The following is a 23,458-nucleotide window of genomic DNA, read 5'->3' as shown; positions in this document are numbered from 1 at the left end:
AACGGCTTGAAACGGCCCATGTCCTTCCTTCTGGGCATTAACCAACTTTGGTTAGAATGATTGGCAAAGCAGGGGTAAAAACCCTCGATTCATCCAAATCCGGCAACCTTGGCGGCACCTGCCAAGCACAAAGGTTACCAGCGGATGGGGCCTGAACGCACATCTGAGAGACTGAAATTTTTTTTGTTCGTGACCCGAACCACCTTGAGTTCCTGCGATTAGTGAAGGCGCTTAATGATGATCGGCAGGATTGGGCTACCCACAGGTCCTTGTAAGCAGCGTTTCAGGTGTTGCGCGATCGGGCCTGCGCGGCTGTGCCCGCACGGCGCTTGTCGCGGCGCACGCCAGGGCCTAGAGGAATGGCATGCCGGGAGACATTCTTGACAATCGTGGGCGCGGCTCGGCCGGGTTCACATGGCCCGCCATCCACCCCGAAGGCCGCACCTTCGGCGCGATCGCTGCGGCGTTGTGCCTCGCAGGCGCCTTGCTCGGCGGGTCTCTGCTGGGCTGGCCGCTGGCCATGCTCACGCTTGGGGTGCTGGCCTTTTTTCGTGATCCCGAGCGCGTCACACCGCGCGATGACAGCTTCATCGTGGCGCCGGCAGATGGCCTGATCACGCTGATCTGCACCGTTGTGCCCCCGCGCGAGATGACCGCCGACGATGGTACGGGCCTGCTGGGCCTGCCTGAAACGCCGGTTACGCGCGTATCGATCTTCATGTCGGTGTTCGACGTTCACGTGAACCGCACTCCGATCGGCGGCACGATCCGGCGCGTGGTCTATATCCCTGGCAAGTTCCTCAACGCTGATCTCGACAAGGCGAGCGAGGAGAACGAGCGCCAGCACTTCGTGGTCGAGCGCGGGGACGGGGTGCGTGTGGGCTTCACCCAGATCGCCGGGCTCGTCGCGCGGCGCATCATTCCCTTCGTCAAGGCGGGCGACATTGTCGCGGGTGGTCAGCGGGTTGGCCTGATCCGGTTCGGCAGCCGCGTGGATGTCTACTTGCCGGCAGGCACCGAGCCGCGCGTGCTGATCGGCCAGCGCATAGTCGCGGGAGAGACTGTGCTCGCGGTGCTTGGCGAGAGCCCGGTCATCGAGGGCGTGCGCCAGTGACCCCACCGGGGCGGGACGGGGCAGACCATGTCTACTCCGGTGAGGATTTCGGGCGGCGGCGCCTCCCGCGGGGCCTCACGCTGCGGGCATTGGTGCCCAATGCGATCACTTCGGCGGCGCTGTGCAGTGGGCTTACCGGTATTCGCTTTGCAATCGGCGGCGATTTCCATGCTGCCGTTCTGGCGGTCCTGCTCGCAGGGTTGCTCGACGGGATCGACGGGCGGGTAGCGCGGCTGATGAAGGCACAGTCGCGCTTTGGTGCCGAACTCGACAGCCTGTCCGACGCTATCGCCTTCGGCGTGGCCCCGGCGCTGATCCTCTATCTCTGGTCGCTGAGCGCGGTGCCGCGCTTCGGCTGGTTCGCGGCGTTGGCATTGGCAGTGTGCTGCGCACTGCGGCTCGCGCGGTTCAACGCCTCGATCGACCTGCCGGGCCAGCCGCACAAGTCCGCTGGGTTCATGACCGGTGTTCCTGCGCCGGCGGGCGCGGGCCTTGCCTTTCTGCCGCTTTATCTGTGGTTTGCGAGTGGATGGGAGCTCTTGCGCGCACCGCTGCTGGTCGGGCCGTGGGCGCTTTTGATCGCGTTCCTGATGATATCGAACCTGCCGACGCTTGGCTGGGGGTCGCTGCGGCCGCGCCGGGCGATCCGGCTGGAGGTGATCGCGCTGGCCGGCATGGTCACCGTAGCCTTGCTGACCGAGCCCTGGTTTACCCTGGTGGGGATCTGCGCCAGCTACCTCGCACTTATCCCGCTTGGCCTCTGGCGCTATCGCCGGATCAGGCTGCAGCGCGCAGCGGGCGCCCAGGCCCGGTCGTCGCCGGACCCTGCCTGACGAGGCGCACGGGGCCACGGCGCGGCGCGGCTGCGGGCAGGACCAGAGCGGTGATGCGCGGCGCGGCCGGGGCGGAAACCGCGGTGATCTGCACGAGGAATTCGCGGTCCCGCGCGATCGCGCGCGAATCCGCCAGAAGGCGATAGACTGCAGGCAGCTGGGCGCGCAGCGTGACCACGATTGCCGAGACCGCCATGCAGCCAGCGCCAATCATGACAAGCGAGGCGAGGAGCGAGACCATCGACATGCGAACTGCCTTTCGAACCTTGGGCTGCCCTGCCGGCGAGGCGAACTGCGCCTTGACAATCAGGGGAAACCCTGTGGATAACTTGGGGAGAGAATCGGGAAAACCAAGTCCCTCCCGCTGATGAGGACAATGTTCTCTTTTTGTTCCGGCCTGTCAACTGATTCGTTGCCACCTCGTCGGCGCACCTTCAAAAAGTTGGTCTCGCATGGGCATAACAGCCGCGCGCTTGCGTTGGCCTGAATGGATGGCGCGGCGGTGTGCGCAGGTGTTCTCGCGCGAAAATGTGGATAGGTTGCGTGAGCCGGGTAGCGGTCCCCGCGCGTTTGGGGGCGCGGGGACCGCGGCGGCGGCCGGGAGGTGCCTGGTCGGGCTCGGCCGCCATGGCCGCCAGGGTGCGCGGCCAAACCGATGAAACGCGTTCGTATTCGGGCGGAACCGCATCGCTGCGGCTCGGGATCGGCAATTGACATCCGGCGGCGAACCGGTTGGCGCCCCGCAAGATCCATTTGCAGGGTTTGAAAGCCAGGATAAGCCGCGTTCTATCCGGGGGCCCGGAAAGTACCGGTGATGTCATGACCGGCAAAATTGCCCGTCACCGACAATCTGCATCTGTAAAATCTTTTTGACAAGTATTCGGAGTCGCACTTTGGACATTTTTGGTTGGTGTCAGGTGCGATGGACACTTGGACGACCCGCCGCTGCGTCGGCCTTCGCGGCCAATTGCCTGTAGACGCTGCGGGAAACTGCGGCTAACGGCCCAATCGCAGCGATAACGATTCGGGCATGGTGTCCGGATCAAGTCGCGGCAATCCACATGGAATGCGCTCATACCGGTGCCGCGCTGGGGTTCCTCCCGACAAGCGGTTCCTGCATTCCAGAGGCCTAACCGGAAAGGAACGTATTATGGCGGCTCCCGTCGTCACCATGTCGCAGCTCATTGAAGCCGGCGCACACTTCGGTCACCAGACCCACCGCTGGAACCCGCGCATGAAGCCTTATATCTTCGGCGCGCGCAACGGCATCCACATCCTCGACCTCTCGCAGACCGTGCCGCTTTTCGCCCGCGCACTCGAGTTCGTTTCGGCGACTGTCCAGGGCGGCGGCAAGGTGCTGTTCGTCGGCACCAAGCGGCAGGCGCAGGAGCCGATCGCCCAGGCCGCGCGCGCTTCGGGGCAGCATTATGTCAACCACCGCTGGCTGGGCGGCATGCTCACCAACTGGAAGACGATCTCGGGCTCGATCAAGCGCTTCAAGGCGCTGGAAGAGCAGCTTTCGGGCGACACGACCGGCCTCACCAAGAAGGAAGTGCTCCAGCTCACCCGCGAGCGTGACAAGTTCGAGCTCTCGCTCGGCGGCATCCGCGACATGGGCGGCATTCCCGACGTGATGTTCGTTATCGACGCCAACAAGGAAGAGCTGGCGATCAAGGAAGCCAACGTGCTGGGTATCCCGGTCGTGGCGATCCTCGATTCGAACGTTTCGCCCGATGGCATCGCGTTCCCGGTCCCGGCGAACGACGACGCCAGCCGCGCGATCCGCCTCTACTGCGAGGCCATTGCCGCTGCCGCCACGCGCGGCGGCCGTGATGCCGCGATCGCTTCGGGCGCGGATCTCGGTGCGATGGCTGAGCCGCTTCCCGAGGAAGCCGTCGAAGTCGCCGAGCCGACCGACGCCTGATTCCGTCAGATCCGGTGACGGATGCTGTCAAGGCACCGTCACCGAACTGACCCGGACGGGCCTTACGGGCCGCAGCAGTGCTGCGGCCTAACCCCTATTCACGAACCAAGAAGGATCACCGCGATGGCCTATACCGCCGCTGACGTGAAGAACCTGCGCGAGCGCACTGGCGCGGGCATGATGGATTGCAAGAAGGCGCTGGACGAGGCCGGCGGCGATATCGAAGTCGCAGTCGACGCCCTGCGTGCGAAGGGCCTTGCGGCTGTCGCCAAGAAGTCGAGCCGCACCGCTGCCGAAGGCCTTGTCGGCATCGCCGTTTCGGGCACCCGGGGCGTTGCCGTCGAGGTGAACTCGGAAACCGACTTTGTTGCCAAGAACGAGCAGTTCCAGGACTTCGTGCGCAAGACCACCGAAGTCGCGCTGGGCCTCGTTGCTGACGACATCGATGCGCTGAAGGCTGCCGACTATCCCGATGGCGGCACCGTGACGGACAAGCTGACCAACAACGTCGCCACGATCGGCGAGAACCAGCAGGTCCGCCGCATGAAGACCGTTTCGGTTTCGTCGGGCCTTGTCGTGCCCTACATGCACAACGCCGCTGCCCCGAACATGGGCAAGATCGGCGTGCTGGTCGCGCTCGAATCGGAAGCCGGTGCCGATGTGCTCGAGCCGCTCGGCAAGCAGATCGCGATGCACATCGCTGCGGCGTTCCCGCAGGCGCTGAACGCGGACGGCCTCGACCCCGAAATGATCGCACGCGAGCGCAAGATCGCTGCGGAAAAGGCTGCCGAAAGCGGCAAGCCCGCCGAAGTGCAGGCCAAGATGGTCGACGGCGCGATTGCCAAGTTCGCCAAGGACAACGCCCTGCTCTCGCAACTCTTCGTGATGGACAACAAGACCCCCGTCGCGCAGGTCGTCGAGGCTGCCGGCAAGGCTGCCGGAACCAAGATCGCGCTGGTCGACTATGTTCGCTTCCAGCTCGGTGAAGGCATCGAAAAGGAAGCCACCGACTTCGCCGCCGAAGTGGCGGCAGCGGCCGGTATCAAGTAAACCTCTGGCGGCCATGGTGTCCCTGCCTGCGGCGGGGATGCCATGGCCCCGTCATGCGCCGGCGCAGGGCCCGCGCAAGGCCTTCGACAAAGCGTATCCGCGCCCTTGGCACGCGCCGCCCCTCGCGTATAAGGGCGGCGCCTTAGCCATAACGAGTGCCCCAGACCGATGAGCCTGCCCCCCCTCAAGCGCGTTCTCCTAAAGCTTTCGGGCGAAGTGTTGATGGGAAGCCAGCCCTTCGGCATCGACACCGATTTCGTCGCGCAGATGGCCGAGGAGTTGAAGGCCGCGCGCGACACGGGGCTTGAGCTGTGTCTGGTGATCGGCGGCGGCAACATCTTTCGCGGCATGGCTGGCGCGGCCAAGGGCATGGACCGCGCGCAGGCCGATTATATGGGCATGCTCGCCACGATCATGAACGCGCTGGCGATGCAGAGCGCGCTCGAAAAGATCGGTGTCGAGACCCGCGTGCAGTCGGCTATCCAGATGGACGAGGTCTGCGAGCCGGTGATCCGCCGCCGCGCCGAGCGCCACCTGCAAAAGGGCCGCATCGTGATCTTCGCGGCCGGCGTGGGCGCCCCCTATTTCACCACTGATTCCGGCGCGGCGCTGCGGGCCGCCGAGATGAAGTGCGATGCGCTGTTCAAGGGCACCAGCGTCGACGGCGTCTATGACGACGATCCGAAGAAGAACGCGGCCGCCATGCGCTACGACATCGTCGATTTCGACACGGTGCTGGCCGACAATCTCAAGGTGATGGACGCCTCGGCCGTGGCGCTGTGCCGCGACAATGCCATTCCCATCGTGGTGTTCTCGATCCGCGAGCAGGGCAACCTTGCCCGCGTGCTGGCGGGACAGGGCACGCAGACCATCGTCCAGAAAATAAGCGCTTAAAAGGAAGGCTGATCCATGGCCAAGTTCGACAAGGCTGACCTCGAGCGCCGCATGAAGGGTGCGGTGGAATCGCTGCGAAGCGATCTGTCCGGCCTGCGTACGGGCCGCGCCAACACCGCGCTGCTCGATCCGATCATGGTCACCGTTTACGGTGCGAACACCCCGCTCAACCAGGTGGCGACGGTCTCCGCGCCCGAGCCGCGCATGCTGACGGTGCAGGTCTGGGACAAGTCCAACATCGGACCCGTCGAAAAGGCGATCCGTTCGGCCGGCCTGGGGCTCAATCCGATCAACGACGGCAACACGCTGCGCCTGCCGATCCCCGATCTCACCGAGGATCGCCGGAAGGAACTGGCCAAGCTTGCCTCCGGCTATTCCGAGAAGGCCAAGATCGCCATCCGCAACGTGCGCCGCGATGGGATGGATGCGCTGAAGGCCGATGAGAACAAGAAGGAAATCTCGGAGGACGACCGCAAGCGGCTGGAGACCGAGCTGCAGAAGCTGACCGACGAGCAGATCAAGGCGGCCGACGAAGTCACCGCGCAGAAGGAAAAGGAAATCCTCGGCAAGTGAACGCAGCCTCGGCGCCTCGACCCGACGCGGAAGCCACCGGCCAGCAGGCCGGCGGCTACACGGGTCCTGCGCGCCATGTCGCGATCATCATGGATGGCAATGGGCGCTGGGCGAAAAAGCGCTTCCTGCCGCGCGCGATAGGGCACAAGCGCGGTGTCGATGCGGTGCGCGAAGTGGTGCGCTCGGCGCGGCATATGGGGCTGGAGGCGCTCACGCTCTACGCCTTCTCCTCGGAGAACTGGAAGCGGCCCGAGGACGAGATTGCCGATCTCATGTGCCTGCTGCGCGCCTTCATCCGCAGCGATATCGACGAATTCGTCGCCAACGATGTGCGGCTGAAAATCATCGGCGATTACAAGGTTCTGCCCACCGATATCGTCGACCTGATCGACGACGCACTGGCGCGCACCGCACACAATTCGCGCACCACGCTCGCCATCGCGCTCAACTATGGCTCGCAGCAGGAAATCGCCCGCGCGGCGGCGGCGGCAGCGGCCAAGGGTGATGTGACGGTGGCCTCGATCGAGGCCGAACTCGATACGGCCGATCTGCCGCCGCTCGATCTCCTCATCCGCACCTCGGGTGAAGTCCGCCTCTCGAACTTCCTGCTGTGGCAGGCGGCCTATGCCGAGATGTGGTTTACCGACGTGCTCTGGCCCGATTTCACCCCCGGCCACCTGCGCGAGGCGCTGGACCATTATGCCACCCGCGAGCGCCGCTATGGAGGGCGCTGAGTCCGCGCAATTGCCGGCCGCGCCGACACCGGCTCCTCCGGCGCGCAGTGACCTGCCGGTTCGCGTTGCCTCGGCGGTCGTCATGCTGGTCATTGCCGGAGTTGCGCTGTGGCAGGGCGACATCGTGCTCAAGGTGTTCATCGCGCTCGTGGCATTGGGCGTGTTTGCCGAGTATACTGCGCTTGCCGCGAAGATCGCACCTGATCCCGCGCGTATGGTGACAGCGGTGGTGACGGGCGCGGTCTACATCGGCTGGGCAGGACTGGCGCTGAGCGTGATGCCCAGGATCATGCTGGTCGGCGTGCTGGGCCTCGTGATCTGCACGGATACCGGCGCCTATTTCACCGGCCGCGCGCTGGGCGGACCCAAGATCGCGCCGAGCATCAGCCCGTCCAAGACCTGGTCTGGTCTTGTCGGCGGCATGCTGGCCGCCGCCGTCTGGACCAGCCTTTATGCTCTGTCGTTCGGCTATCTCCTTTCGGGCTTGTCGCCCATGGGCCCGAGTTTGATCGAGGCCGTGCGCACGACTCATCTGGGCACCGCCGCGCTTGTCGGCGCGGGGCTGGCGGTGGCGGCGCAGGTGGGGGATTTCTACGAAAGCTGGCTCAAGCGCCGCGCCGGAGTCAAGGACAGCGGCCGCCTCATTCCGGGGCATGGCGGCTTGTTCGACCGGGTTGACGGATTGCTGCCGGTCGCGATCATTGCAGGAACCGCCTGGGCGGCGGCTGGGGGAGCAGGCGGCGCATGACGCGCACGATTACAATTCTGGGCGCAACGGGTTCGGTCGGCGCTTCCACACTCGATCTGGTTCGGCGCAACCGCGACATGTTTCGTGTCATCGCGCTCACCGCCAACGGCAATGCCGCGCAGCTTGCCACGCTTGCGCGGGAATTCGGCGCGGAAGTTGCCGTTGTGGCTGATGAAAGCGCGCTGCCCGAACTGCGCGAGGCGCTCGCGGGGAGCGGCGTCGAGGCGGCCGGCGGCGCGGCAGCGGTCATCGAGGTGGCGGCGCGGGGAGCGGATATCACCATGGCCGCGATTGTCGGCTGCGCTGGGCTTGCTCCCACCATGGCGGCGATCGAATGCGGCAAGGCGGTTGCGCTTGCCAACAAGGAAGCGCTGGTCTCGGCTGGCGAGGTCATGACCGCCGCCGTGGCGCGCACCGGGGCGACCCTTCTGCCGGTCGACAGTGAGCACAACGCGATCTTCCAGTGCCTTGCCGGCAACGATCCGGCGCATGTCCACGCGATCACCCTGACGGCGAGTGGTGGCCCGTTCCGCGAATGGGACATGGAGCGCATCCACCGCGCGAGCCCCGCCGAAGCGGTCAAGCATCCCACCTGGTCTATGGGCGCCAAGATCAGCGTCGATTCGGCGACGATGATGAACAAGGGCCTTGAATTTATCGAGGCTTATCATCTCTTTCCGGTAGGTGTGGAGCGGCTGCGCATCGTCATCCACCCCCAGTCGATCGTCCACTCGATGGTCGAATACCGCGATGGTTCAACGCTGGCGCAGCTCGGTCCTTCAGACATGCGCGTGCCGATTGCCTCCGCGCTCGCCTGGCCCGCGCGGATGGATACGCCCTGCGCGCCGCTCGATCTCGCCGCGATCGGAAGCCTCAGCTTTTTCAAGCCCGACGAGGCGCGTTTCCCCGCAACCCGCGTTGCGCGTGAGGCGGTGATTGCGGGCGGTGCTGCGCCTGCGGTGCTCAATGCCGCCAACGAGATCGCGGTGGCTGCCTTCCTCGCCGGTCAGATCGGGTTCACCCGCATCGTGCAATGTGCCGAGGACGTGCTGGCGCGCGGCCTGCCGACCCCGCCTGCGACCCTCGACGAGGTGATCGCGGTGGACCGGGAGGCCCGCGTGCGGGCCCGTGAAACCATGGAGTTTGTGCCTTGAGTCCCGCCATTCACAGCCCTGGGCTGCTGATCACGCTGCTCGCCTTCGTGCTGGTGCTGGGGCCGCTGGTGTTCATTCACGAGATGGGCCACTACCTCGTCGGTCGCTGGTTCGGTGTGAAGGCGGACAGCTTTTCCATAGGCTTCGGCAAGGAAGTGGCCGGCTGGACCGACAAGCGCGGCACCCGCTGGCGGCTCTCGGCGCTGCCCTTGGGCGGCTATGTCCAGTTCGCGGGCGACATGAACCCGGCAAGCGTCCCGAGCCCCGAATGGCTCTCGCTCCCCGCCGAGGAACGCGAGCGTACCTTTCAGGCCAAGCCCGTGTGGCAGCGTGCCCTCATTGTGCTGGCGGGGCCCTTGACCAACCTTCTGCTCGCGGTCCTGATCCTTGCTGGCTTCTCGCTTGCATACGGCAAGATCGTGGTGCCGCCCGTCGTCGGCTATGTCGAGCCGGGCTCGGCTGCCGCCAAGGCAGGAATTCAGCCGGGCGACCGGGTCGTATCGATCCGGGGTGCGTCGGTTTCGAGCTTCCTCGACGTGTCGCTGGCCATCAAGCTGCACCCGGGTGAACCGCTCGATCTGGTCGTCGAGCGCGGCGGCAAGGCGCTTCCCCTGGCGGCGGTAGCTTCGGTCCGGGAGGATCCGGACAGATTCGGCAACAAGGAACGCCTGGGCTTCCTCGGCATCCGTCCAGCCGGTGCCAAGCTGGAGAAGGTAGGACCCGTTGCCGCCATAGGCGATGCGCTGGATCAGACCCGGACTGTGATCGGCGTCGAGGTAACGGCCATCACGCAGATTCTGACCGGCACGCGCGACGTCAAGTCGCTCGGCGGGCCGATCAAGATCGCCAAGACCTCAGGCGAACAGTTCGTTTCAGGCTGGGCCAGCTTCGTGTTCTTCATCGCCATGATCTCGATTAACCTCGGGTTCATCAACCTCTTGCCAATTCCCGTCCTCGATGGTGGCCACCTCGCGTTCTATGCAATCGAGGCGGTGCGCCGCAAACCGGTCAGCCCGAGCGGACAGGAATGGGCCTTCCGCACCGGCTTTGCGCTCGTGGTGGCGCTGATGCTGTTCGTGACCTTCAACGACGTGGCCTCGCTGCGCGTTTTCGGAGGCTGAGGATGGTACTGCCCGCTGGTCTTGCCCCTGCTTTGCGCATGGGCGGCGGGGGGGGCCGGCAGCGGCTCCGGGGGGAGCCGGATTTTCCACAAAATGCGGGGCAAATACGGTCTGCTGCGGCCTGCTTGCTTGATTGGCAGGCGCGCATCGGGCAGGGAGCGGCATCGCGGTCCATGTCTGAACATGTCCGCCGTGGTCCGCAGTGCTAGCAATTGGGTGCCGGGGTTTCCGGTTCCGGCAGGCTGGCTGCACGAATAGACGGGATGGCGCTTGGTGATGAATGCTTGGAACTCGCCCCGGACCGCAGGCGGCATGACACGGTCAGCAACGCTGGCGGCGCTCGCCGCCACGTCTAGCCTTGCCGGGATGCCGATGACGGCGGCGGCACAGGCCCAGCCCCAGCCCGTGGCTGCGGCGCCTGCGGCAGTGCCCGCTGCGGCACCCGCGCCCGCCCCGGTCGAGATCGTTCGCACGATCACCATTTCCGGCGCGCAGCGGCTCGAGCCTGATACGATCCGCTCCTACATCCGCCTGAAAGAAGGCGACAAGTACAGCCAGGCTGCGGCCGACCAGGTGCTGAAGGACCTCTACGCGACCGAGCTTTTCGCCGACGTGCAGCTGCGCGACAACGGCGGCGACGTGGTGATCGAGGTGAAGGAAAACCCGGTCGTCAACCGCATCATCCTGGAAGGCAACAAGCGCCTCAAGGAGGACAAGATCCTCCCCGAGATCAAGCTTGCGGCGCGGCAGATCTTCACGCGTTCCAAGGTGCGCGCCGACGTTGCCCGGATCATCGAGCTCTACAAGCGGCAGGGCCGCTTTGCCGCATCGATCGAGCCCAAGATGGTGATGCTCGACCAGAACCGCGTCGATATCGTGTTCGAGATCAACGAGGGCCCGAAGTCGCGCGTCCGCCAGATCAACGTCATCGGCAACGAGAAGTTCTCCGCCAGCCAGCTGCGCGGCGAGATGGTGACCAAGCAGGCGCGCGTGTTCCGCGCGTTCTCGAGCGGCACCAGCTACGATCCGGATCGCCTCGCCTTCGACCAGCAGAAGCTGCGCCAGTTCTACCTGACGAACGGCTATGCCGACTTCCGCGTCGTCTCGGCTGTCGCCGAACTGACGCCGGACAAGCGCGATTTCATCATCACCTACGTGGTGGAGGAAGGGCAGCGCTACAAGTTCGGCGACGTGAAGGTCGACAGCCAGCTGCGCGATTTCGACGGCGATGCGCTGGCCAAGCGCCTGCCGCTCAAGCCCGCGCAGTGGTACAACGCCAAGCTGGTCGAGGACACGGTCGACAGCCTGACCGAGACCGCCGGCAGCTTCGGCTATGCCTTTGCCGACGTTCGGCCCGACTTCAACCGCAACAAGGATGACCTGACGATGTCGGTCACCTTCCGCATCGCCGAGGCGCCGCGCGTCTATGTCGAGCGGGTTGACGTCAACGGCAATACGCTGACGCAGGACAAGGTCGTGCGCCGCGAGTTCCGCATTGCCGAGGGCGACGCGTTCAACTCGTTCCAGATCAAGCGCTCGTCGAACCGCATCAAGTCGCTGGGCTACTTCCAGGAAAAGTTCGAGGTCGAGCAGAAGCCGGGCTCGGCGCAGGACCGCATCCTGCTCGAAGCCAACGTCGAGGAAAAGCCCACCGGACAGCTTCAGCTTTCGGCCGGTTTCTCCAGCCTTGAAAGCTTCATTTTCCAGGCCTCGATCCAGCAGAACAACTTCCGCGGCCGCGGCCAGACGGTGGGCGCCAGCGTCGACTATTCGCGCTATTCGCGCTCGGTCCAGTTGAGCTTCACCGAGCCCTACCTGTTCGATCGCAACGTCTCACTCGGCGTTGACATTTATCGCCGCGATTTCAATAGCTTCAACTTCTTCAACGCCAACCGCAACACCACCTACAAGCAGTCCACCACCGGCTTCCAGGTGCGCGCGGGCCTGCCGCTGACCGAGTATATGTCGCTGATCGGGCGCTACACGCTCAATCTCGAGAACGTGACGCTCGACCAGAACACCTATTATCTTCCCGATGCGAACGGCGTGCAGCGCTGCTCGATCTATCTCGCCGGTCGCTATCTGTGCGATGCGATCGGCAAGCGCACCAGCTCGATCCTGGGCGCAAGCGTAGTCTATGACACGCTCGACAACCGCCTGCGCCCGACGAGCGGTTCGCAGGTCGTGGTCGGCGCGGATTTTGCCGGGCTTGGCGGCTCCGTGCGCTATGCCCGCATCAGTGCCAATGCTTCGCGCTACTTCTCCATCGGCAAGGGCTTCGTGTTCTCGCTGCGCGGCGAGGGCGGCGCGATCAAGGCGCTCAGCAACCGCACCAACGATCCCACGATCGACGACGTGCGCCTGACCGACCGTTTCTTCCTTGGCCAGCCGCAGCTGCGCGGTTTCGACATTCGCGGCGTTGGCCCGCGCGTGCTGCGCAAGTTCTACAGCGGGTTCGATCCCAAGGACGGCACCGGCGGCGTGACCAGCACCGATCGCAACCAGTGGGTCGACGACGCCTTGGGCGGCAAGTACTACTACCTCGGCCACGCCGAGCTCGAGATCCCGCTGGGTTCGGGCGCGCGCGAACTGGGCCTGAGGCCCTCGATCTTCCTCGATGCGGGCGCGGCGTTCAGCGTGGCACGGCCCGCCACCTTCGGCACGACCCTGCTCTATCAGGACAATGTCACCGGCCGCCTCACCACCTCTGCCGCCGATTCCACCGGCAAGGCAAACAATGTGGCCCAGAAGTTCGACGAGTCTTTCCTTGGCGACAGCCCGAAGCCGCGCATTTCGCTCGGGTTCGGTGTCAACTGGAACTCGCCGTTCGGACCATTCCGCATCGACGTCGCCAAAGTCCTCAGCAAGGTCGACGGCGACGATCCCCAGACAGTCAACTTCAACGTAGGAACCCAGTTCTGATGAACAAGTATCTTCTCTCCGCTGCGACTGCGGCGGTCCTCGCGCTTGGCGCCGCCGGTGCCGCCCATGCCCAGCAGCGGGCGGCCGCTCCGGCACCGGCACCGGCAGGCGCCGCGGTTGCGGGCATCGGCTGGGCCGATATCGAGCAGGCCGAAGCAGGTTCGGCAGCCTACAAGACCGCAGAGGCCCAGCGCCCGGTCCAGTACAAGCAGTACTACGACCAGGCCGAAACGCGCCGTCAGCAGCTCGCCGCGCAGCTCAAGCCGCTCTACGACAAGATCAAGGCCGACAGCGCGCTGCCAAACCCCAACCAGGCTTCGCTGCAGCAGCAGGCCGCCGCGATCCAGCAGATCGAGAACGCCGGCCGGACCGAACTTCAGCGCATCCTGCTCCCCGTCGGCTATTCGCAGGCCTATGTGGCCGAGCAGATCGAGGGCAAGCTGCAGCAGGCGGTCAACACCGCCATGGCCAAGCGCGGCGTGACCCTGCTGTTCAAGCCCGACGCGCTGCACCAGGTCAATGGCGCGGCCTACAACATCACGGGTGACATTGTCACCGAACTCAACGTGCTGATCCCGGCTGCGGTGCTGAGCCCGCCGGCGGGCTGGGAACCGGCGCAGGTGCGCGAAGCCAGGGCCCGCGAGGCTGCTGCTGCCGGCGGCCAGCCGGCGGCGGCCGCTCCGGCGCCCGCACCGGTCGGCCGGAACCAGCCGGACGGTCGCTAAGGCCAGACGGCGGGGCTGACGCATGGCTGAGACCGAGGCTGAAACTGCGGGCGGCGCTGCTGCCGCGCCGCTGAGCATGGACATCCGAGGGGTGATGGCGGCGCTGCCGCACCGCTATCCCCTCCTTCTGGTTGACCGCGTGGTCGAACTGGTGGCGGGGGAGCGCATCCACGCCATCAAGGCCGTCTCGATGAACGAGCAGTTCTTCCAGGGGCATTTCCCGGGCCGTCCGATCATGCCCGGCGTGCTCCAGATCGAGGCGCTGGCGCAGGCCGCCGGCGTTCTCGCGGTGGAAACGCTCGGTCTCGCGGGCACGGGCAAGCTCGTCTACTTCATGGCGATCGAGGAAGCCAAGTTCCGCACACCGGTCGAACCCGGCTGCCTCCTCGATCTCCACGCCGAGTTCACCCAGAAGCGCGCGCGGGTGTGCAAGTTCGCGGCGCGCGCGATGCTGGGTAACAAGATCGCGACCGAGTGCAGCTTCACCGCGATGATCGCGGACAGCTGAGCGACTTTCACCTCGGTGCGAGGAATTTGTTTCCCGCAGAGACGCAGAGGAAGCAAAGATCGCAGAGATGTAGCGTCGAGCCGCAGGCTCATTTGTCGCTGCTAAGGTCTTGTATGCGGCAAGTGGTTCATTCGTTGAGCGGCTTTGCCGCAATCACAACCTCTTCGAGTTCTCTGCATCCTCTGCGTCTCTGCGAGAAACGCCCCTTCAACCTTGCCTTTCCGGCGCGAACCGCTTAAGGGCGCGCCTTTCCGAGATTCCCTGAGGCCGGTCGGAACCGGCTTCGCATTGTGGAGCGAGACCCATGAAAGCCAATATCCACCCCGACTACCACATGATCAAGGTGCAGATGACCGACGGCACCGTGTTCGAGACGCGTTCGACCTGGGGCAAGGAAGGCGATACCATGGCGCTCGAAATCGATCCGCTGTCGCACCCCGCGTGGACCGGCGGCACCCGCCAGCTCGATCAGGGCGGCCGCGTCGCGCAGTTCAACAAGCGCTTCGGCGGGCTCACGCTCAAGAAGTGAGGGCAGAGGCCGGATCCGGGACAAGGGCGGCTTCGGTCGCCTTTTCTCGCGAAACGCGGCCCGGCGAGCCGTTGCTTTTGCGCCGGCTGGCCCTGAAAGTGTGCCCATGGCAGTTCTGACCTCCGCGCTCGACAAGCTGCTCGGTTACCAGATGCGCCGCGCGACTGCGGTGCTCATGGCCGATTTCGTGCGCACGCTGGCTGATTTCGACATGCGGCCCGCAGAAGTGACCACGCTACTGGTCATCTCCGAAAACCCCGATTGCTCGCAGAGCGAGGTGGGCGAGGCGCTGGCGATCAAGCGCGCCAATATGGTGCCGATCATTGCCCGCCTGATCGAGCGCGAGCTTGTCGCGCGCACCCGTGTCGACGGGCGCAGCCTCGCGCTCCGGGTCACGCCCGAAGGCGCGGCGCTGGCGGCGGAGGCCTGGCGGCGCATCGCCGTGCACGAGGCGCGATTCCGCGATCGGCTTGCCCCGGCCAGTCTCGAAACCGTGCTGGATGTCCTGCCGGTGCTGCGTTCCGCGGTGGACGACAGCGCCGCCTAGAGGGCGGGGCGGTTTCCTTTGCACAAGGCGTGCTCCTGGCAATCGACACTGTAACCTGAAAACACGTTCGCGGCGGAATCGTCGGCGGCCTCTCATTTTTGGTGGTTGTCCCTGTTCGGACCGCTGCCGCACCTTCCAGCACGAAGCCGGGAACTAGCACTGCAGGTAAACCGCAGGCCCCGGCCGTCCACTGGATGAGAGGATGATGCCATGCGGTATACGCGTGTTCTGGGCTTTACGTCGATTGCTGCAGTTGCGGTTGCTCTGGCCGTTCCGGCCCACGCTGCGGAGGCGGCGGATGGTGGCGCTGCGGCGGATGCGCCGGGCAAAGATGATATCATCGTCACTGCAACGCGCCAGGCGTCCGACAAGCAGAAGGTTGGCGTTGCGCTGACTGCGATCACCGTCGAGGACCTCGCGCTCCTCGCCCCGCGCACCTTGCAGGATATCCAGGGCTCGGCGCCCAACGTGTTCATCGGCAGCGGCACGGCCGCGCCGGGCCAGAGCGCCATCTTCATCCGCGGGCAGGGCTATGCCGACGTCGAAAAGACGCAGAGCCCGCCGGTCGGCGTGATCCAGGACGGTGTGTTCTTTGGCAACAACACCGGCCAGCTGCTCGACATGTTCAACGTCTGCTCGGTCGAAGTCGACCGCGGCCCGCAGGGCATCTTCTACGGCAAGAACACCACCGCCGGCCTCATCAACCTCACACGCTGCGCCCCCACGCGCAAGCTGGGTGCGAGCCTGGAGGCGGGCTACGGCTCGTTCAACGAGTTCTACGGTCGCGGCGTGCTCAATGCGCCGCTCGGGGCGAACGGCGGCATCGCCTTCTCCGGCCAGTATCGCCGGATCGACGGCATCTTGAACAACGTCTTCACCAAGCAGCGCGCAGGCAATTCGGAATACCGGGCCTTCAACCTCAAGATCAATTACGACCTCGCCGAGTGGCTGAACGCCGACCTCAGCCTCGATCACATCCACGAAACCGGCGGCGGCACGCCCGTCCAGTTTGGCAACATCCTCACGGCCAATATCCTCTCCGGCGGCAACCCGAAGGCGATCTGGCCCAACTATAATCCTGAAACGGGCAGCCCCGATGGCCTGAAGCCCCGCGAGATCGGCAACAACCTCGGTGCCGACACGGATCGCCTCAACACCAATATCGCCAGTCTCTCACTCAAGGCGAAGACGCCGATCGGCGATCTGGTCTCGCAGACAGTGTACATGTCCTCCGGCGATACGGTGAATCAGGACTTCGACGGCACCTGCAAAGGCGCGACGGGCTGCACCAGCGTAGGCAACCCGCTGCTCGCCGCCACCGGCAGCCAGCTCCTGACCAACCGCGACCAGACCTACAAGCAGTTCACCCAGGAAGTCCGCCTGCAGGGCAAGGCCGCCAATGGCCTGATCGATTACATTGTCGGCGCGTTCTACTACGATCACAAGATCACCCTGCACCAGAACACCAACAAGGCGATCGACCAGTACTCGGCCGAGAAGGACCACAGCTGGTCGTTCTTCGGCAACATCGACCTTAACCCGACCTCCACGATCAAGATCTCGGGCGGCGTGCGCAACATCTTCGAGGCCAAGCGCTTCGACACGCGCTATATCCTGCTCGGCTCGATCCCGCTGGTGGGGCCGCTCAACGATCGCCGCAGCTGGCAGAAGCTGATCACCCGCTTCAACGTGCAGTGGCAGGCAACGCCCGACGTGCTGCTCTATGTGAACCGCTCGGAAGGCTTCCGCTCGGGCGGCTTCTCGATCCGCGGTACGCTTTCGGAACAGCAGGCCAGCCAAACCAACTGTGGTGCGGCTTCCTCGGGATCCGAGGACCGCGTTGCGGCGGCCGCTGCCGCTGGCTGCCCGGGCAACAACTTCCTCTCGTTCCTGCCCGAAACCAACACGACCTATGAAGCCGGACTCAAGACCCGCTTCCTGAACCGCGCGATCACCTTCAACGCGGCCGGGTTCATCAACGACATCACGAACTTCCAGCAGTCGCAGGTCGTCGTGACCCCCGGCTTCGGCCCCGGTACCAACACTTATGTCGTGAGCCTCCCCAAGGTCCAGATCAAGGGCCTCGAGTTCGAGCTCGATTTCGATTTCGGCAAAATGACCGAATCGATGAAGGGCCTCTCGCTCTCGGGCACCCTCGGCATCCAGGATGCCAAGGTGAAGAACGGCAAGGTCAACGGCCAGACGTCCTCGATCGGCCCCGGGGCGCAGGCCGGCGCCCCGGGCACGACCGCCGATTTCACCGGCGTCCAGCTCCAGCGCGTGCCGAGCAACAACTTCACCGTGCGCGGCAGCTATGTCCGCGATCTTACGGATGATGCGAAGCTCTCGCTGACCGCCGGGTACTCATGGATCGACAGCTTCTCGCTCGGAACTTTCGGCACGCTCAACGACATTCAGCCCAGCTACGGCCTGCTCGATGCCTCGGCCGCGCTGAACTACAAGGGCTATTTCCTGCGCGTTGCCGGCAAGAACCTGACCAACAAGGCCTACCGCACCCAGTCGCTGCCTACCGTGTTCTTCCAGGGCTGGGCGGCCCCGGCGACGGTGACGGTTTCGGTCGGCGCGAAGTTCTGATTTGACGCGGTGCTGAAAAAGGAAACCCCGGCGGATGGCCTCCGCCGGGGTTTTTTTGTGCGACGAGGAAGGGTTCTCGCGCTTGCAGCCTGGATCCCGGCTGGATGGATTATGCGCCATTGACTTATGCGCCTTTGGCGTATATCTAACCAAAATGCCGAGACTTCAGACTGTTGTCGAACTGGAGTCGTTCCTGAAGCGCGCCAGAGCAATCATGTCGGATGAGGAGCGCATGGGGATCGTCACCTTTCTGGCGGCCAATCCGGAGGCAGGCATCTCGCTGGGCGGAGGACTGCGCAAGGTCCGCATTGCCCGCGAGGGTGGCGGCAAAAGCGGCGGCTATCGTACGCTCTATGTGTTTGGTGGTGAGGCAATGCCGCTGTTCCTGCTGACTGTCTTCGCCAAGAACGAAAAAGACAACCTCACCAAGGCCGAACAGGCCGCAGCGGTCGCGCTGAGCAAGGCTTTGCTGGAAACCTATGGAGCAAGGGCATGAGTGAAGTCTATGAGAGCCTGATGGAAGGCCTTAATGAGGCACTGGCCTTCGGCCGCGGCGAAGCGACTGGTGCGATTGTCCACGAAGTCGCCGTACCCGAAGTCGATGTCGCAGCGATCCGCGCCAGCACAGGCCTTTCCCAAAGCGCTTTCGCGCGCAGCATCGGCGTTGCCAAAGGTACGCTGCTCAACTGGGAACAAGGCCGCCGCCGCCCTACCGGCCCCGCGCAAGTGCTTCTCGCCGTGATTGCGAAGCGGCCTTCATTGGTAAGCGAGTTGCTGCGGTGATGCAGGCCTCGGCATCAGGTGATTGCGCCCTCCGGGTCTTGTCGGACCTATGGAGTCTCGATGAAGATTGAAGATCTGAACCGGCTTGAAGCGCTTCGCGCCGTGGCGACCCCGGGGCCATGGCATGTGTGTAGACTCGATGATCAATTGTGTCAGGGCGCCATTGCGATTTCGAACCATCCGCAAAGCCAACGTGTCCTCTCGATGCACGCCGGTGATTGGCCGGGACACGACATCATCGCGGCATGTCTGATTCAGGATCCGCCCTACGCCGTCATCGCCGACAACAGATTTGAGGAAAATGCCGCGCTGATCGCAGCGGTGCGGAATCATCTTCCGGAACTCCTTCGTTTGGCGAAACTGGCGCTGGAGCCTTAGGCGCCGGTCGATTGCCAAGGTGGCGGGGCGATCCAGCCATTGAACTTGGGGGCCGCAGGGGTGATAACCGGTGTGCGTCGTAGGCCCCACAAGATTCCGCTTCCCAATCCGCGCACATTCTGCAAAAGCGCTCGCCCGCGCCGCCGATGCTTTTGGCGGCCGCGCGCTGTGTGGCGATCGTAGCTCAGTTGGTTAGAGCGCCGGTTTGTGGTACCGGAGGTCGTGGGTTCGAACCCCATCGGTCGCCCCATTTGTCCCCATCTTGAGACATCCCGGCGCACCTGCACCTTCGTCCAGACGCGCTAACCCCTTGCCCCCTATGCGGGCAGGTGGCAGAGGAAGGCCCTGAGGACAGTATCGACTGTCCCGACAGCCTTACGGACGTACCTGCCTCCCCATGCACGGCTTTGCCAATCCTGCCCGGTTCCTGCGCATGGCGCGCTGGCTTATGCCGCTGATGCTGGTGCCGGGGCTGCTGCTTGCCTTCGGAGCGCTCGCCTGGGGCATGTTCATGGTCCCGCCTGACCGGCTCATGGGCCAGACGGTGCGCATTCTCTTCATCCATGTGCCCTCGGCGTGGCTCGGTATGGCCGGCTGGTCGACGATCGCGATCGCGAGCCTTGTCGAGCTTGTCTGGCGCCATCCGCTTGCCGGGATCGCGGCGCGCGCGGCGGCGGTGCCCGGCGCGGCCTTTACCGCGATCTGTCTCGCCACGGGCTCGATATGGGCCCGGCCTACCTGGGGCACGTGGTGGGTATGGGACGGGCGGCTGACGAGCTTCCTCATCCTGCTCTTCCTCTACTTCGGCTATATCGCGCTCGCCGGCGCGGCGCAGCGCGATGCCGCAGCGGGCGAGGGCGCGAGTCGGATCACGGCGATCTTCGGCCTTGTCGGCGCGGTCAATATCCCGATCATCAACCGGTCGGTGGTGTGGTGGAACAGCCTGCACCAGCCGCCTTCGATCACTGCGGGCAAGTCCTCGATCGACGGTACGTTCCTGTGGCCGCTGCTGATCGCAGCGATTGGCTTCACCCTGATCTTCGGCGGCGTCGTGCTGGCGCGCATGCGCATGCTGCTCGCCGATATCCAGACCGAGGCGCGTCTGCGCCGCAAGGCGATGGCGTAAGCGGCAAGAGATGCACGAGAGGCTTGATCAATGGCAGTTCGTTGTCGCCGCTCTGGTGATCGGCGTGGTCGGCACCCTTGTTCTGGTGGGCTGGACCCTCTTGGCGATGAAGCGCGCCGAAACGCGCCGCGACAAGGCGCGCGGGAAATGAGCGCAAAGTCATGAGTACGATTATCAAGGCCAAGCACCAGCGCCTCGTGCTGATCGTCTTCGCGCTGGTCGCGCTGATCGGAGCGGGGCTGCTCGCGGCCTATGCACTGAAGAACCAGGCGGCCTATTTCTATCTGCCGAGCGAACTCGCGGCGAAGCCTCCCGAAGCGGGCCGCGCGGTGCGGCTGGGCGGCATGGTCGAAAAGGGTTCGATCAAGACAATGCCCGATGGCGTGACGATCAACTTCTTCGTCAAGGACGACAAGGCCCGCGTGCCGGTACGCTTCTCTGGCATCACGCCGGACCTCTTCGTCGAAGGCTCGGGCGTGGTCGCCGAAGGCCGCATGGAAGGCACCACATTCGTTGCCGACAATCTCCTGGCCAAGCATGACGAGAAGTACGTGCCGCGCGAGATGAAGGACATGACCTCGCAGCAGGCCAAGGCCGTGATCGCGGAGACGAAATGATAGCCGAACTCGGCCTTGCCATGCTGTGGATGGCGGCGGCCCTTGCCGTGCTGCAACTCGTCGCCGGTGCGCTGGCGCTGCGGCCGGGAACCGCGCAGCTGGCGGGCGTGGTCCGCCCGGTGGCGATCCTGCAGGGCGTGCTGGTCGCCTTCGCGTTCGCGTCGCTGATCTGGCTGTTTCTCAGCACCGATCTCTCGGTCAAGCTCGTCGCGGAAAACAGCCATTCGGCCAAGCCCTTCATCTTCAAGCTGGCGGGCACCTGGGGCAACCACGAAGGCTCGATGCTGATGTGGGTGACGATCATGAGCCTGGCCGGCGGCTTCGTCGCGCTCATCGAAAAGCGCCTGCGCGAGGAAACGCTGATCGCGACGCTGGCAGGGCAGGCTTTTGTCAGCCTCGGCTTCTATGCCTTCCTCCTGCTCGCATCGAACCCGTTTGAACGCCTGCCAGAGCCCGCGCCGGAGGGCCTCGGGCTCAATCCGCTGCTGCAGGACATCGGCCTCGCCTTCCATCCGCCCACGCTCTACGTCGGCTATGTCGGGCTCTCGATCGCCTTCAGCTTCGCGGTCGGCGCGCTTGTCACGCGCGACGTCGGCCCGGCTTTTGCCCGCGCGATGCGGCCCTGGGTGCTGGGGGCGTGGATTTTCCTCACGCTCGGCATCACCGCCGGCTCGTACTGGGCCTATTACACGCTGGGCTGGGGTGGCTGGTGGTTCTGGGACCCGGTCGAAAACGCCTCGCTGATGCCCTGGCTTGCCGCCACCGCGCTGCTGCATTCATGCAGCGTGCTCGCCTCGCGCAATGCGCTGCGCACCTGGACGGTGATGCTCGGCGTGATCGCCTTTTCGATGTCGATGGTCGGCACGTTCCTCGTGCGTTCGGGCATCCTGACTTCGGTTCACGCCTTCGCGGTCGATCCGACGCGCGGCTCGTTCATCCTTGCGCTGCTCGCCATCTACATCGGCGGTGCGCTGCTGCTCTTCGCCCTGCGCGCCAGCACAGTGACCGAAGGGGCTCGGTTTGCGGTGCTTAGCCGCGAATCCGCGCTGGTGTTCAACAACGTCATGCTCTGCGGCATTCTCGGCATCGTGCTGATCGGCACGCTCTATCCGCTGCTGACGGAAGCGATGGGCGTCAAAGTCTCGGTCGGCCCGCCGTATTTCAACCCGGTCTCGGCAGTCTTCGCGATTCCGATGTTCCTCGTCATGGCGGTCGGCCCGGTGCTGCGCTGGCGCGAGGACAAGGGCGGGCGCATCACCTGGCCCGTGGCGATCCCGGCTCTGGTTTCGGCGGCGGCCCTGCTCGTTGTCGAACTGCTGTTCGCGCCGATCAATCTCCTGCCCGCGCTCGGCCTCGCTCTCGCGCCGGGGCTTGCTGTGGCCTCGGTCATGCCGCTGCGGGGGCGCAACCTCGCGCGCACGCCTCTGCCGATCTACGGCATGGTCATCGGCCACCTCGGTATTGCCGTCGCGCTGTTCGGCATGGCGAGCGAGGGCGCGTTTTCGACGGAGAAGCTCGCGGCCATGAACCCCGGCGACAGCCAGCAGGTCGGCCCCTTCAAGGTGAGCCTGCAGGCGATCGACCCGGTGGCGGGCCCTAACTGGACGGCGCTCGAGGCGACAGTTGCGGCAAGCTATGCCGGGGGCGCGGCCACCGTGCTCCACCCGCAGGCGCGCACCTTCGCCAATCCTCCGGGCAACCGCACCGAAAGCGCGCTGCTTACCCGCTGGAACGGCCAGCTGTACGCCGTGCTCGGCGAAGAGGGTGAAGACGGGCGCTGGCAGATGCGGTTCTGGTGGAAGCCGTTTGTGCCGATGATCTGGTATGGCGGCGCGCTCGTTGCGCTGGGCGGCCTGCTCGCGCTGCTCGGCCGCGTCGCGCGCGATGTGAAGCGGCTCGTGGCGGTCGACAAGATCGCCTACCGCCGCGAAAGGCAGGGTCGATGAGCACCGAAACCGCCAAGCGTCCCGGAATTGCGGTTTGGCTGCCGCTCGGGCTCTTCGCCGCATTTTTCGCCCTCGTCATCTGGGGGCTGTACAAGCCGGCCGACCGCGAAGTGGCCAGCGCCTTCATCGGCAAGCCACTTCCGGCCTTCGACCTGCCGCCCGCGACCGACGACCGCCCGGGCCTCGCCACGGCGCAGTTCAAGGCAGGCAAACCGCGCCTGCTCAATGTCTTTGCCAGCTGGTGCGTCCCCTGCGCAGTCGAAGCCCCGCAGCTCGGCGCGCTGGCGCAGCAAGGCGTGGAAATCGACGGCGTCGCCATCCGCGATCGCAAGGAGGACGTCGCGCGCTTCCTCGCGCAATATGGCAATCCTTTCAAGCGCATCGGCAAGGATGACCTCAGCCAGGTGCAGCTCGCCATCGGCTCGTCCGGCGTGCCGGAGACTTTCGTGGTCGATGGCAAGGGGATCATCCGCTACCAGCACATCGGCGATATCCGCGCCGAAGACGTGCCCATGATCCTGCGCAAGCTGGCGGAGGCGGAGTGATGGTCTGCCTCAACGCACCCCAGCTGTCCCGCCCCCTTCCTGATCGCATGCCCCGTCGTCCCGCCACCACGCTTCGTCATCCCTGCGGAGGC

Annotated in this window: 25 protein-coding genes and 1 tRNA gene; 25 read left to right on the top strand and 1 reads right to left on the bottom strand. The window is 65.0% G+C overall.

The features are described from left to right. Positions 1 to 364 precede the first annotated feature (364 nt). Together WCL10_RS16620 and WCL10_RS16615 are read left to right on the top strand one after the other, a co-directional pair. Positions 365 to 1,114, top strand: coding sequence for a phosphatidylserine decarboxylase (locus tag WCL10_RS16620; RefSeq protein ID WP_336896773.1), 750 nt, complete (start codon positions 365 to 367; stop codon positions 1,112 to 1,114). Continuing rightward, positions 1,111 to 1,947 (top strand): phosphatidylcholine/phosphatidylserine synthase, encoded by an 837-nt coding sequence (locus WCL10_RS16615; protein WP_336896772.1) that lies wholly within the window; start codon positions 1,111 to 1,113, stop codon positions 1,945 to 1,947. The genes WCL10_RS16620 and WCL10_RS16615 overlap by 4 nt, the downstream gene beginning before the upstream one ends. Here WCL10_RS16615 and WCL10_RS16610 read toward each other — a convergent pair. Next, the gene (locus tag WCL10_RS16610; protein WP_336896771.1) at positions 1,892 to 2,194 is read right to left on the bottom strand and encodes a hypothetical protein; all 303 of its coding nucleotides are present in this window, start codon (positions 2,192 to 2,194) and stop codon (positions 1,892 to 1,894) included. The genes WCL10_RS16615 and WCL10_RS16610 overlap by 56 nt on opposite strands. A gap of 903 nt (positions 2,195 to 3,097) precedes the next feature. On the opposite strand from WCL10_RS16610, the gene rpsB reads away from it, so the two are divergent. The 23 genes from rpsB to WCL10_RS16495 all read left to right on the top strand — a co-directional run bounded on the left by rpsB (position 3,098) and on the right by WCL10_RS16495 (position 23,366). Beyond that, on the top strand, positions 3,098 to 3,871 hold the full coding sequence (gene rpsB / locus WCL10_RS16605) for a 30S ribosomal protein S2 (RefSeq protein WP_336896770.1): 774 nt from the start codon (positions 3,098 to 3,100) through the stop codon (positions 3,869 to 3,871). Between the two features lie 123 nt (positions 3,872 to 3,994). Further along, on the top strand, positions 3,995 to 4,921 hold the full coding sequence (tsf, locus tag WCL10_RS16600; RefSeq protein ID WP_336896769.1) for a translation elongation factor Ts: 927 nt from the start codon (positions 3,995 to 3,997) through the stop codon (positions 4,919 to 4,921). A 168-nt stretch (positions 4,922 to 5,089) separates the two neighbouring features. After that, a complete protein-coding gene (gene pyrH / locus WCL10_RS16595; RefSeq protein WP_336896768.1) occupies positions 5,090 to 5,815 on the top strand; it encodes a UMP kinase in 726 nt (241 codons plus the stop codon). A gap of 15 nt (positions 5,816 to 5,830) precedes the next feature. Then, entirely contained in the window at positions 5,831 to 6,388 is a 558-nt protein-coding gene (gene frr / locus WCL10_RS16590; protein WP_336896767.1) for a ribosome recycling factor, read from the top strand. Between the two features lie 89 nt (positions 6,389 to 6,477). Then, positions 6,478 to 7,122 (top strand): polyprenyl diphosphate synthase, encoded by a 645-nt coding sequence (uppS, locus tag WCL10_RS16585; RefSeq protein ID WP_336896792.1) that lies wholly within the window; start codon positions 6,478 to 6,480, stop codon positions 7,120 to 7,122. Then, on the top strand, positions 7,109 to 7,870 hold the full coding sequence (locus WCL10_RS16580) for a phosphatidate cytidylyltransferase (RefSeq protein WP_336896766.1): 762 nt from the start codon (positions 7,109 to 7,111) through the stop codon (positions 7,868 to 7,870). Before uppS ends, WCL10_RS16580 begins: the two co-directional genes overlap by 14 nt. Continuing rightward, positions 7,867 to 9,024 carry a 1-deoxy-D-xylulose-5-phosphate reductoisomerase gene (locus WCL10_RS16575; protein WP_336896765.1) on the top strand — a complete coding sequence of 386 codons (1,158 nt, stop codon included), beginning with the start codon at positions 7,867 to 7,869 and terminating at the stop codon, positions 9,022 to 9,024. The genes WCL10_RS16580 and WCL10_RS16575 overlap by 4 nt, the downstream gene beginning before the upstream one ends. Next, positions 9,021 to 10,145: an RIP metalloprotease RseP gene (gene rseP / locus WCL10_RS16570; RefSeq protein ID WP_336896764.1), complete on the top strand. Its 1,125-nt coding sequence runs from the start codon at positions 9,021 to 9,023 to the stop codon at positions 10,143 to 10,145. The genes WCL10_RS16575 and rseP overlap by 4 nt, the downstream gene beginning before the upstream one ends. A 312-nt stretch (positions 10,146 to 10,457) precedes the next feature. Beyond that, on the top strand, positions 10,458 to 13,067 hold the full coding sequence (gene bamA / locus WCL10_RS16565; RefSeq protein WP_336896763.1) for an outer membrane protein assembly factor BamA: 2,610 nt from the start codon (positions 10,458 to 10,460) through the stop codon (positions 13,065 to 13,067). After that, positions 13,067 to 13,792, top strand: coding sequence for an OmpH family outer membrane protein (locus tag WCL10_RS16560; RefSeq protein WP_336896762.1), 726 nt, complete (start codon positions 13,067 to 13,069; stop codon positions 13,790 to 13,792). Before bamA ends, WCL10_RS16560 begins: the two co-directional genes overlap by 1 nt. 22 nt (positions 13,793 to 13,814) lie before the next feature. Further along, positions 13,815 to 14,300 (top strand): 3-hydroxyacyl-ACP dehydratase FabZ, encoded by a 486-nt coding sequence (gene fabZ, locus WCL10_RS16555; RefSeq protein WP_336896761.1) that lies wholly within the window; start codon positions 13,815 to 13,817, stop codon positions 14,298 to 14,300. Positions 14,301 to 14,604: 304 nt separating this feature from the next. Beyond that, entirely contained in the window at positions 14,605 to 14,829 is a 225-nt protein-coding gene (gene rpmE, locus WCL10_RS16550; RefSeq protein ID WP_336896760.1) for a 50S ribosomal protein L31, read from the top strand. A 106-nt stretch (positions 14,830 to 14,935) separates the two neighbouring features. After that, positions 14,936 to 15,376, top strand: coding sequence for a MarR family transcriptional regulator (locus WCL10_RS16545; protein ID WP_336896759.1), 441 nt, complete (start codon positions 14,936 to 14,938; stop codon positions 15,374 to 15,376). A gap of 210 nt (positions 15,377 to 15,586) precedes the next feature. Next, positions 15,587 to 17,971 carry a TonB-dependent receptor gene (locus WCL10_RS16540; RefSeq protein WP_336896758.1) on the top strand — a complete coding sequence of 795 codons (2,385 nt, stop codon included), beginning with the start codon at positions 15,587 to 15,589 and terminating at the stop codon, positions 17,969 to 17,971. 34 nt (positions 17,972 to 18,005) lie between these two features. Then, entirely contained in the window at positions 18,006 to 18,467 is a 462-nt protein-coding gene (locus WCL10_RS16535; RefSeq protein WP_336896757.1) for a type II toxin-antitoxin system RelE/ParE family toxin, read from the top strand. After that, positions 18,464 to 18,754, top strand: coding sequence for a helix-turn-helix domain-containing protein (locus WCL10_RS16530; protein WP_336896756.1), 291 nt, complete (start codon positions 18,464 to 18,466; stop codon positions 18,752 to 18,754). The genes WCL10_RS16535 and WCL10_RS16530 overlap by 4 nt, the downstream gene beginning before the upstream one ends. Positions 18,755 to 18,814: 60 nt before the next feature. After that, positions 18,815 to 19,132, top strand: a complete 318-nt coding sequence (locus WCL10_RS16525; protein WP_336896755.1) for a hypothetical protein — start codon at positions 18,815 to 18,817, stop codon at positions 19,130 to 19,132. Positions 19,133 to 19,305: 173 nt separating this feature from the next. Further along, positions 19,306 to 19,382: transfer RNA gene (locus WCL10_RS16520), tRNA-His, on the top strand. Positions 19,383 to 19,529: 147 nt separating this feature from the next. Beyond that, complete coding sequence (ccmC, locus tag WCL10_RS16515; RefSeq protein ID WP_336896754.1) at positions 19,530 to 20,258, top strand: heme ABC transporter permease CcmC; 729 nt, start codon at positions 19,530 to 19,532, stop codon at positions 20,256 to 20,258. Positions 20,259 to 20,268: 10 nt separating this feature from the next. After that, complete coding sequence (locus WCL10_RS16510; protein ID WP_336896753.1) at positions 20,269 to 20,409, top strand: hypothetical protein; 141 nt, start codon at positions 20,269 to 20,271, stop codon at positions 20,407 to 20,409. 10 nt (positions 20,410 to 20,419) lie between these two features. After that, positions 20,420 to 20,875, top strand: coding sequence for a cytochrome c maturation protein CcmE (gene ccmE / locus WCL10_RS16505; protein ID WP_336896752.1), 456 nt, complete (start codon positions 20,420 to 20,422; stop codon positions 20,873 to 20,875). Then, positions 20,872 to 22,821 (top strand): heme lyase CcmF/NrfE family subunit, encoded by a 1,950-nt coding sequence (locus WCL10_RS16500; protein ID WP_336896751.1) that lies wholly within the window; start codon positions 20,872 to 20,874, stop codon positions 22,819 to 22,821. Before ccmE ends, WCL10_RS16500 begins: the two co-directional genes overlap by 4 nt. Then, on the top strand, positions 22,818 to 23,366 hold the full coding sequence (locus WCL10_RS16495) for a DsbE family thiol:disulfide interchange protein (protein WP_336896750.1): 549 nt from the start codon (positions 22,818 to 22,820) through the stop codon (positions 23,364 to 23,366). Before WCL10_RS16500 ends, WCL10_RS16495 begins: the two co-directional genes overlap by 4 nt. Positions 23,367 to 23,458 lie beyond the last annotated feature (92 nt).

Origin of the sequence: Novosphingobium sp., from assembly GCF_037133355.1 — a bacterium.
GTDB lineage: Bacteria > Pseudomonadota > Alphaproteobacteria > Sphingomonadales > Sphingomonadaceae > Novosphingobium.
Note: the sequence above shows the minus strand (reverse complement) of the source record. Positions and strands in the feature narration are given on the sequence as shown.

Bases quoted from the DNA above. Each gene is read 5' to 3' on its own strand.
- WCL10_RS16530 (WP_336896756.1), top strand. From the start codon at position 18,464: ATGAGTGAAGTCTATGAGAGCCTGATGGAAGGCCTTAATGAGGCACTG.
- WCL10_RS16500 (WP_336896751.1), top strand. From the start codon at position 20,872: ATGATAGCCGAACTCGGCCTTGCCATGCTGTGGATGGCGGCGGCCCTT.
- pyrH (WP_336896768.1), top strand. From the start codon at position 5,090: ATGAGCCTGCCCCCCCTCAAGCGCGTTCTCCTAAAGCTTTCGGGCGAA.
- rpsB (WP_336896770.1), top strand. From the start codon at position 3,098: ATGGCGGCTCCCGTCGTCACCATGTCGCAGCTCATTGAAGCCGGCGCA.
- WCL10_RS16580 (WP_336896766.1), top strand. From the start codon at position 7,109: ATGGAGGGCGCTGAGTCCGCGCAATTGCCGGCCGCGCCGACACCGGCT.
- WCL10_RS16510 (WP_336896753.1), top strand. From the start codon at position 20,269: ATGCACGAGAGGCTTGATCAATGGCAGTTCGTTGTCGCCGCTCTGGTG.
- WCL10_RS16540 (WP_336896758.1), top strand. From the start codon at position 15,587: ATGCGGTATACGCGTGTTCTGGGCTTTACGTCGATTGCTGCAGTTGCG.
- ccmE (WP_336896752.1), top strand. From the start codon at position 20,420: ATGAGTACGATTATCAAGGCCAAGCACCAGCGCCTCGTGCTGATCGTC.
- bamA (WP_336896763.1), top strand. From the start codon at position 10,458: ATGACACGGTCAGCAACGCTGGCGGCGCTCGCCGCCACGTCTAGCCTT.
- rpmE (WP_336896760.1), top strand. From the start codon at position 14,605: ATGAAAGCCAATATCCACCCCGACTACCACATGATCAAGGTGCAGATG.
- fabZ (WP_336896761.1), top strand. From the start codon at position 13,815: ATGGCTGAGACCGAGGCTGAAACTGCGGGCGGCGCTGCTGCCGCGCCG.
- WCL10_RS16535 (WP_336896757.1), top strand. From the start codon at position 18,006: ATGGCCTCCGCCGGGGTTTTTTTGTGCGACGAGGAAGGGTTCTCGCGC.
- tsf (WP_336896769.1), top strand. From the start codon at position 3,995: ATGGCCTATACCGCCGCTGACGTGAAGAACCTGCGCGAGCGCACTGGC.
- WCL10_RS16525 (WP_336896755.1), top strand. From the start codon at position 18,815: ATGAAGATTGAAGATCTGAACCGGCTTGAAGCGCTTCGCGCCGTGGCG.
- WCL10_RS16610 (WP_336896771.1), bottom strand. From the start codon at position 2,194: ATGTCGATGGTCTCGCTCCTCGCCTCGCTTGTCATGATTGGCGCTGGC.
- ccmC (WP_336896754.1), top strand. From the start codon at position 19,530: ATGCACGGCTTTGCCAATCCTGCCCGGTTCCTGCGCATGGCGCGCTGG.
- frr (WP_336896767.1), top strand. From the start codon at position 5,831: ATGGCCAAGTTCGACAAGGCTGACCTCGAGCGCCGCATGAAGGGTGCG.
- WCL10_RS16545 (WP_336896759.1), top strand. From the start codon at position 14,936: ATGGCAGTTCTGACCTCCGCGCTCGACAAGCTGCTCGGTTACCAGATG.
- WCL10_RS16620 (WP_336896773.1), top strand. From the start codon at position 365: ATGCCGGGAGACATTCTTGACAATCGTGGGCGCGGCTCGGCCGGGTTC.
- uppS (WP_336896792.1), top strand. From the start codon at position 6,478: ATGGATGGCAATGGGCGCTGGGCGAAAAAGCGCTTCCTGCCGCGCGCG.
- WCL10_RS16495 (WP_336896750.1), top strand. From the start codon at position 22,818: ATGAGCACCGAAACCGCCAAGCGTCCCGGAATTGCGGTTTGGCTGCCG.
- WCL10_RS16560 (WP_336896762.1), top strand. From the start codon at position 13,067: ATGAACAAGTATCTTCTCTCCGCTGCGACTGCGGCGGTCCTCGCGCTT.
- WCL10_RS16575 (WP_336896765.1), top strand. From the start codon at position 7,867: ATGACGCGCACGATTACAATTCTGGGCGCAACGGGTTCGGTCGGCGCT.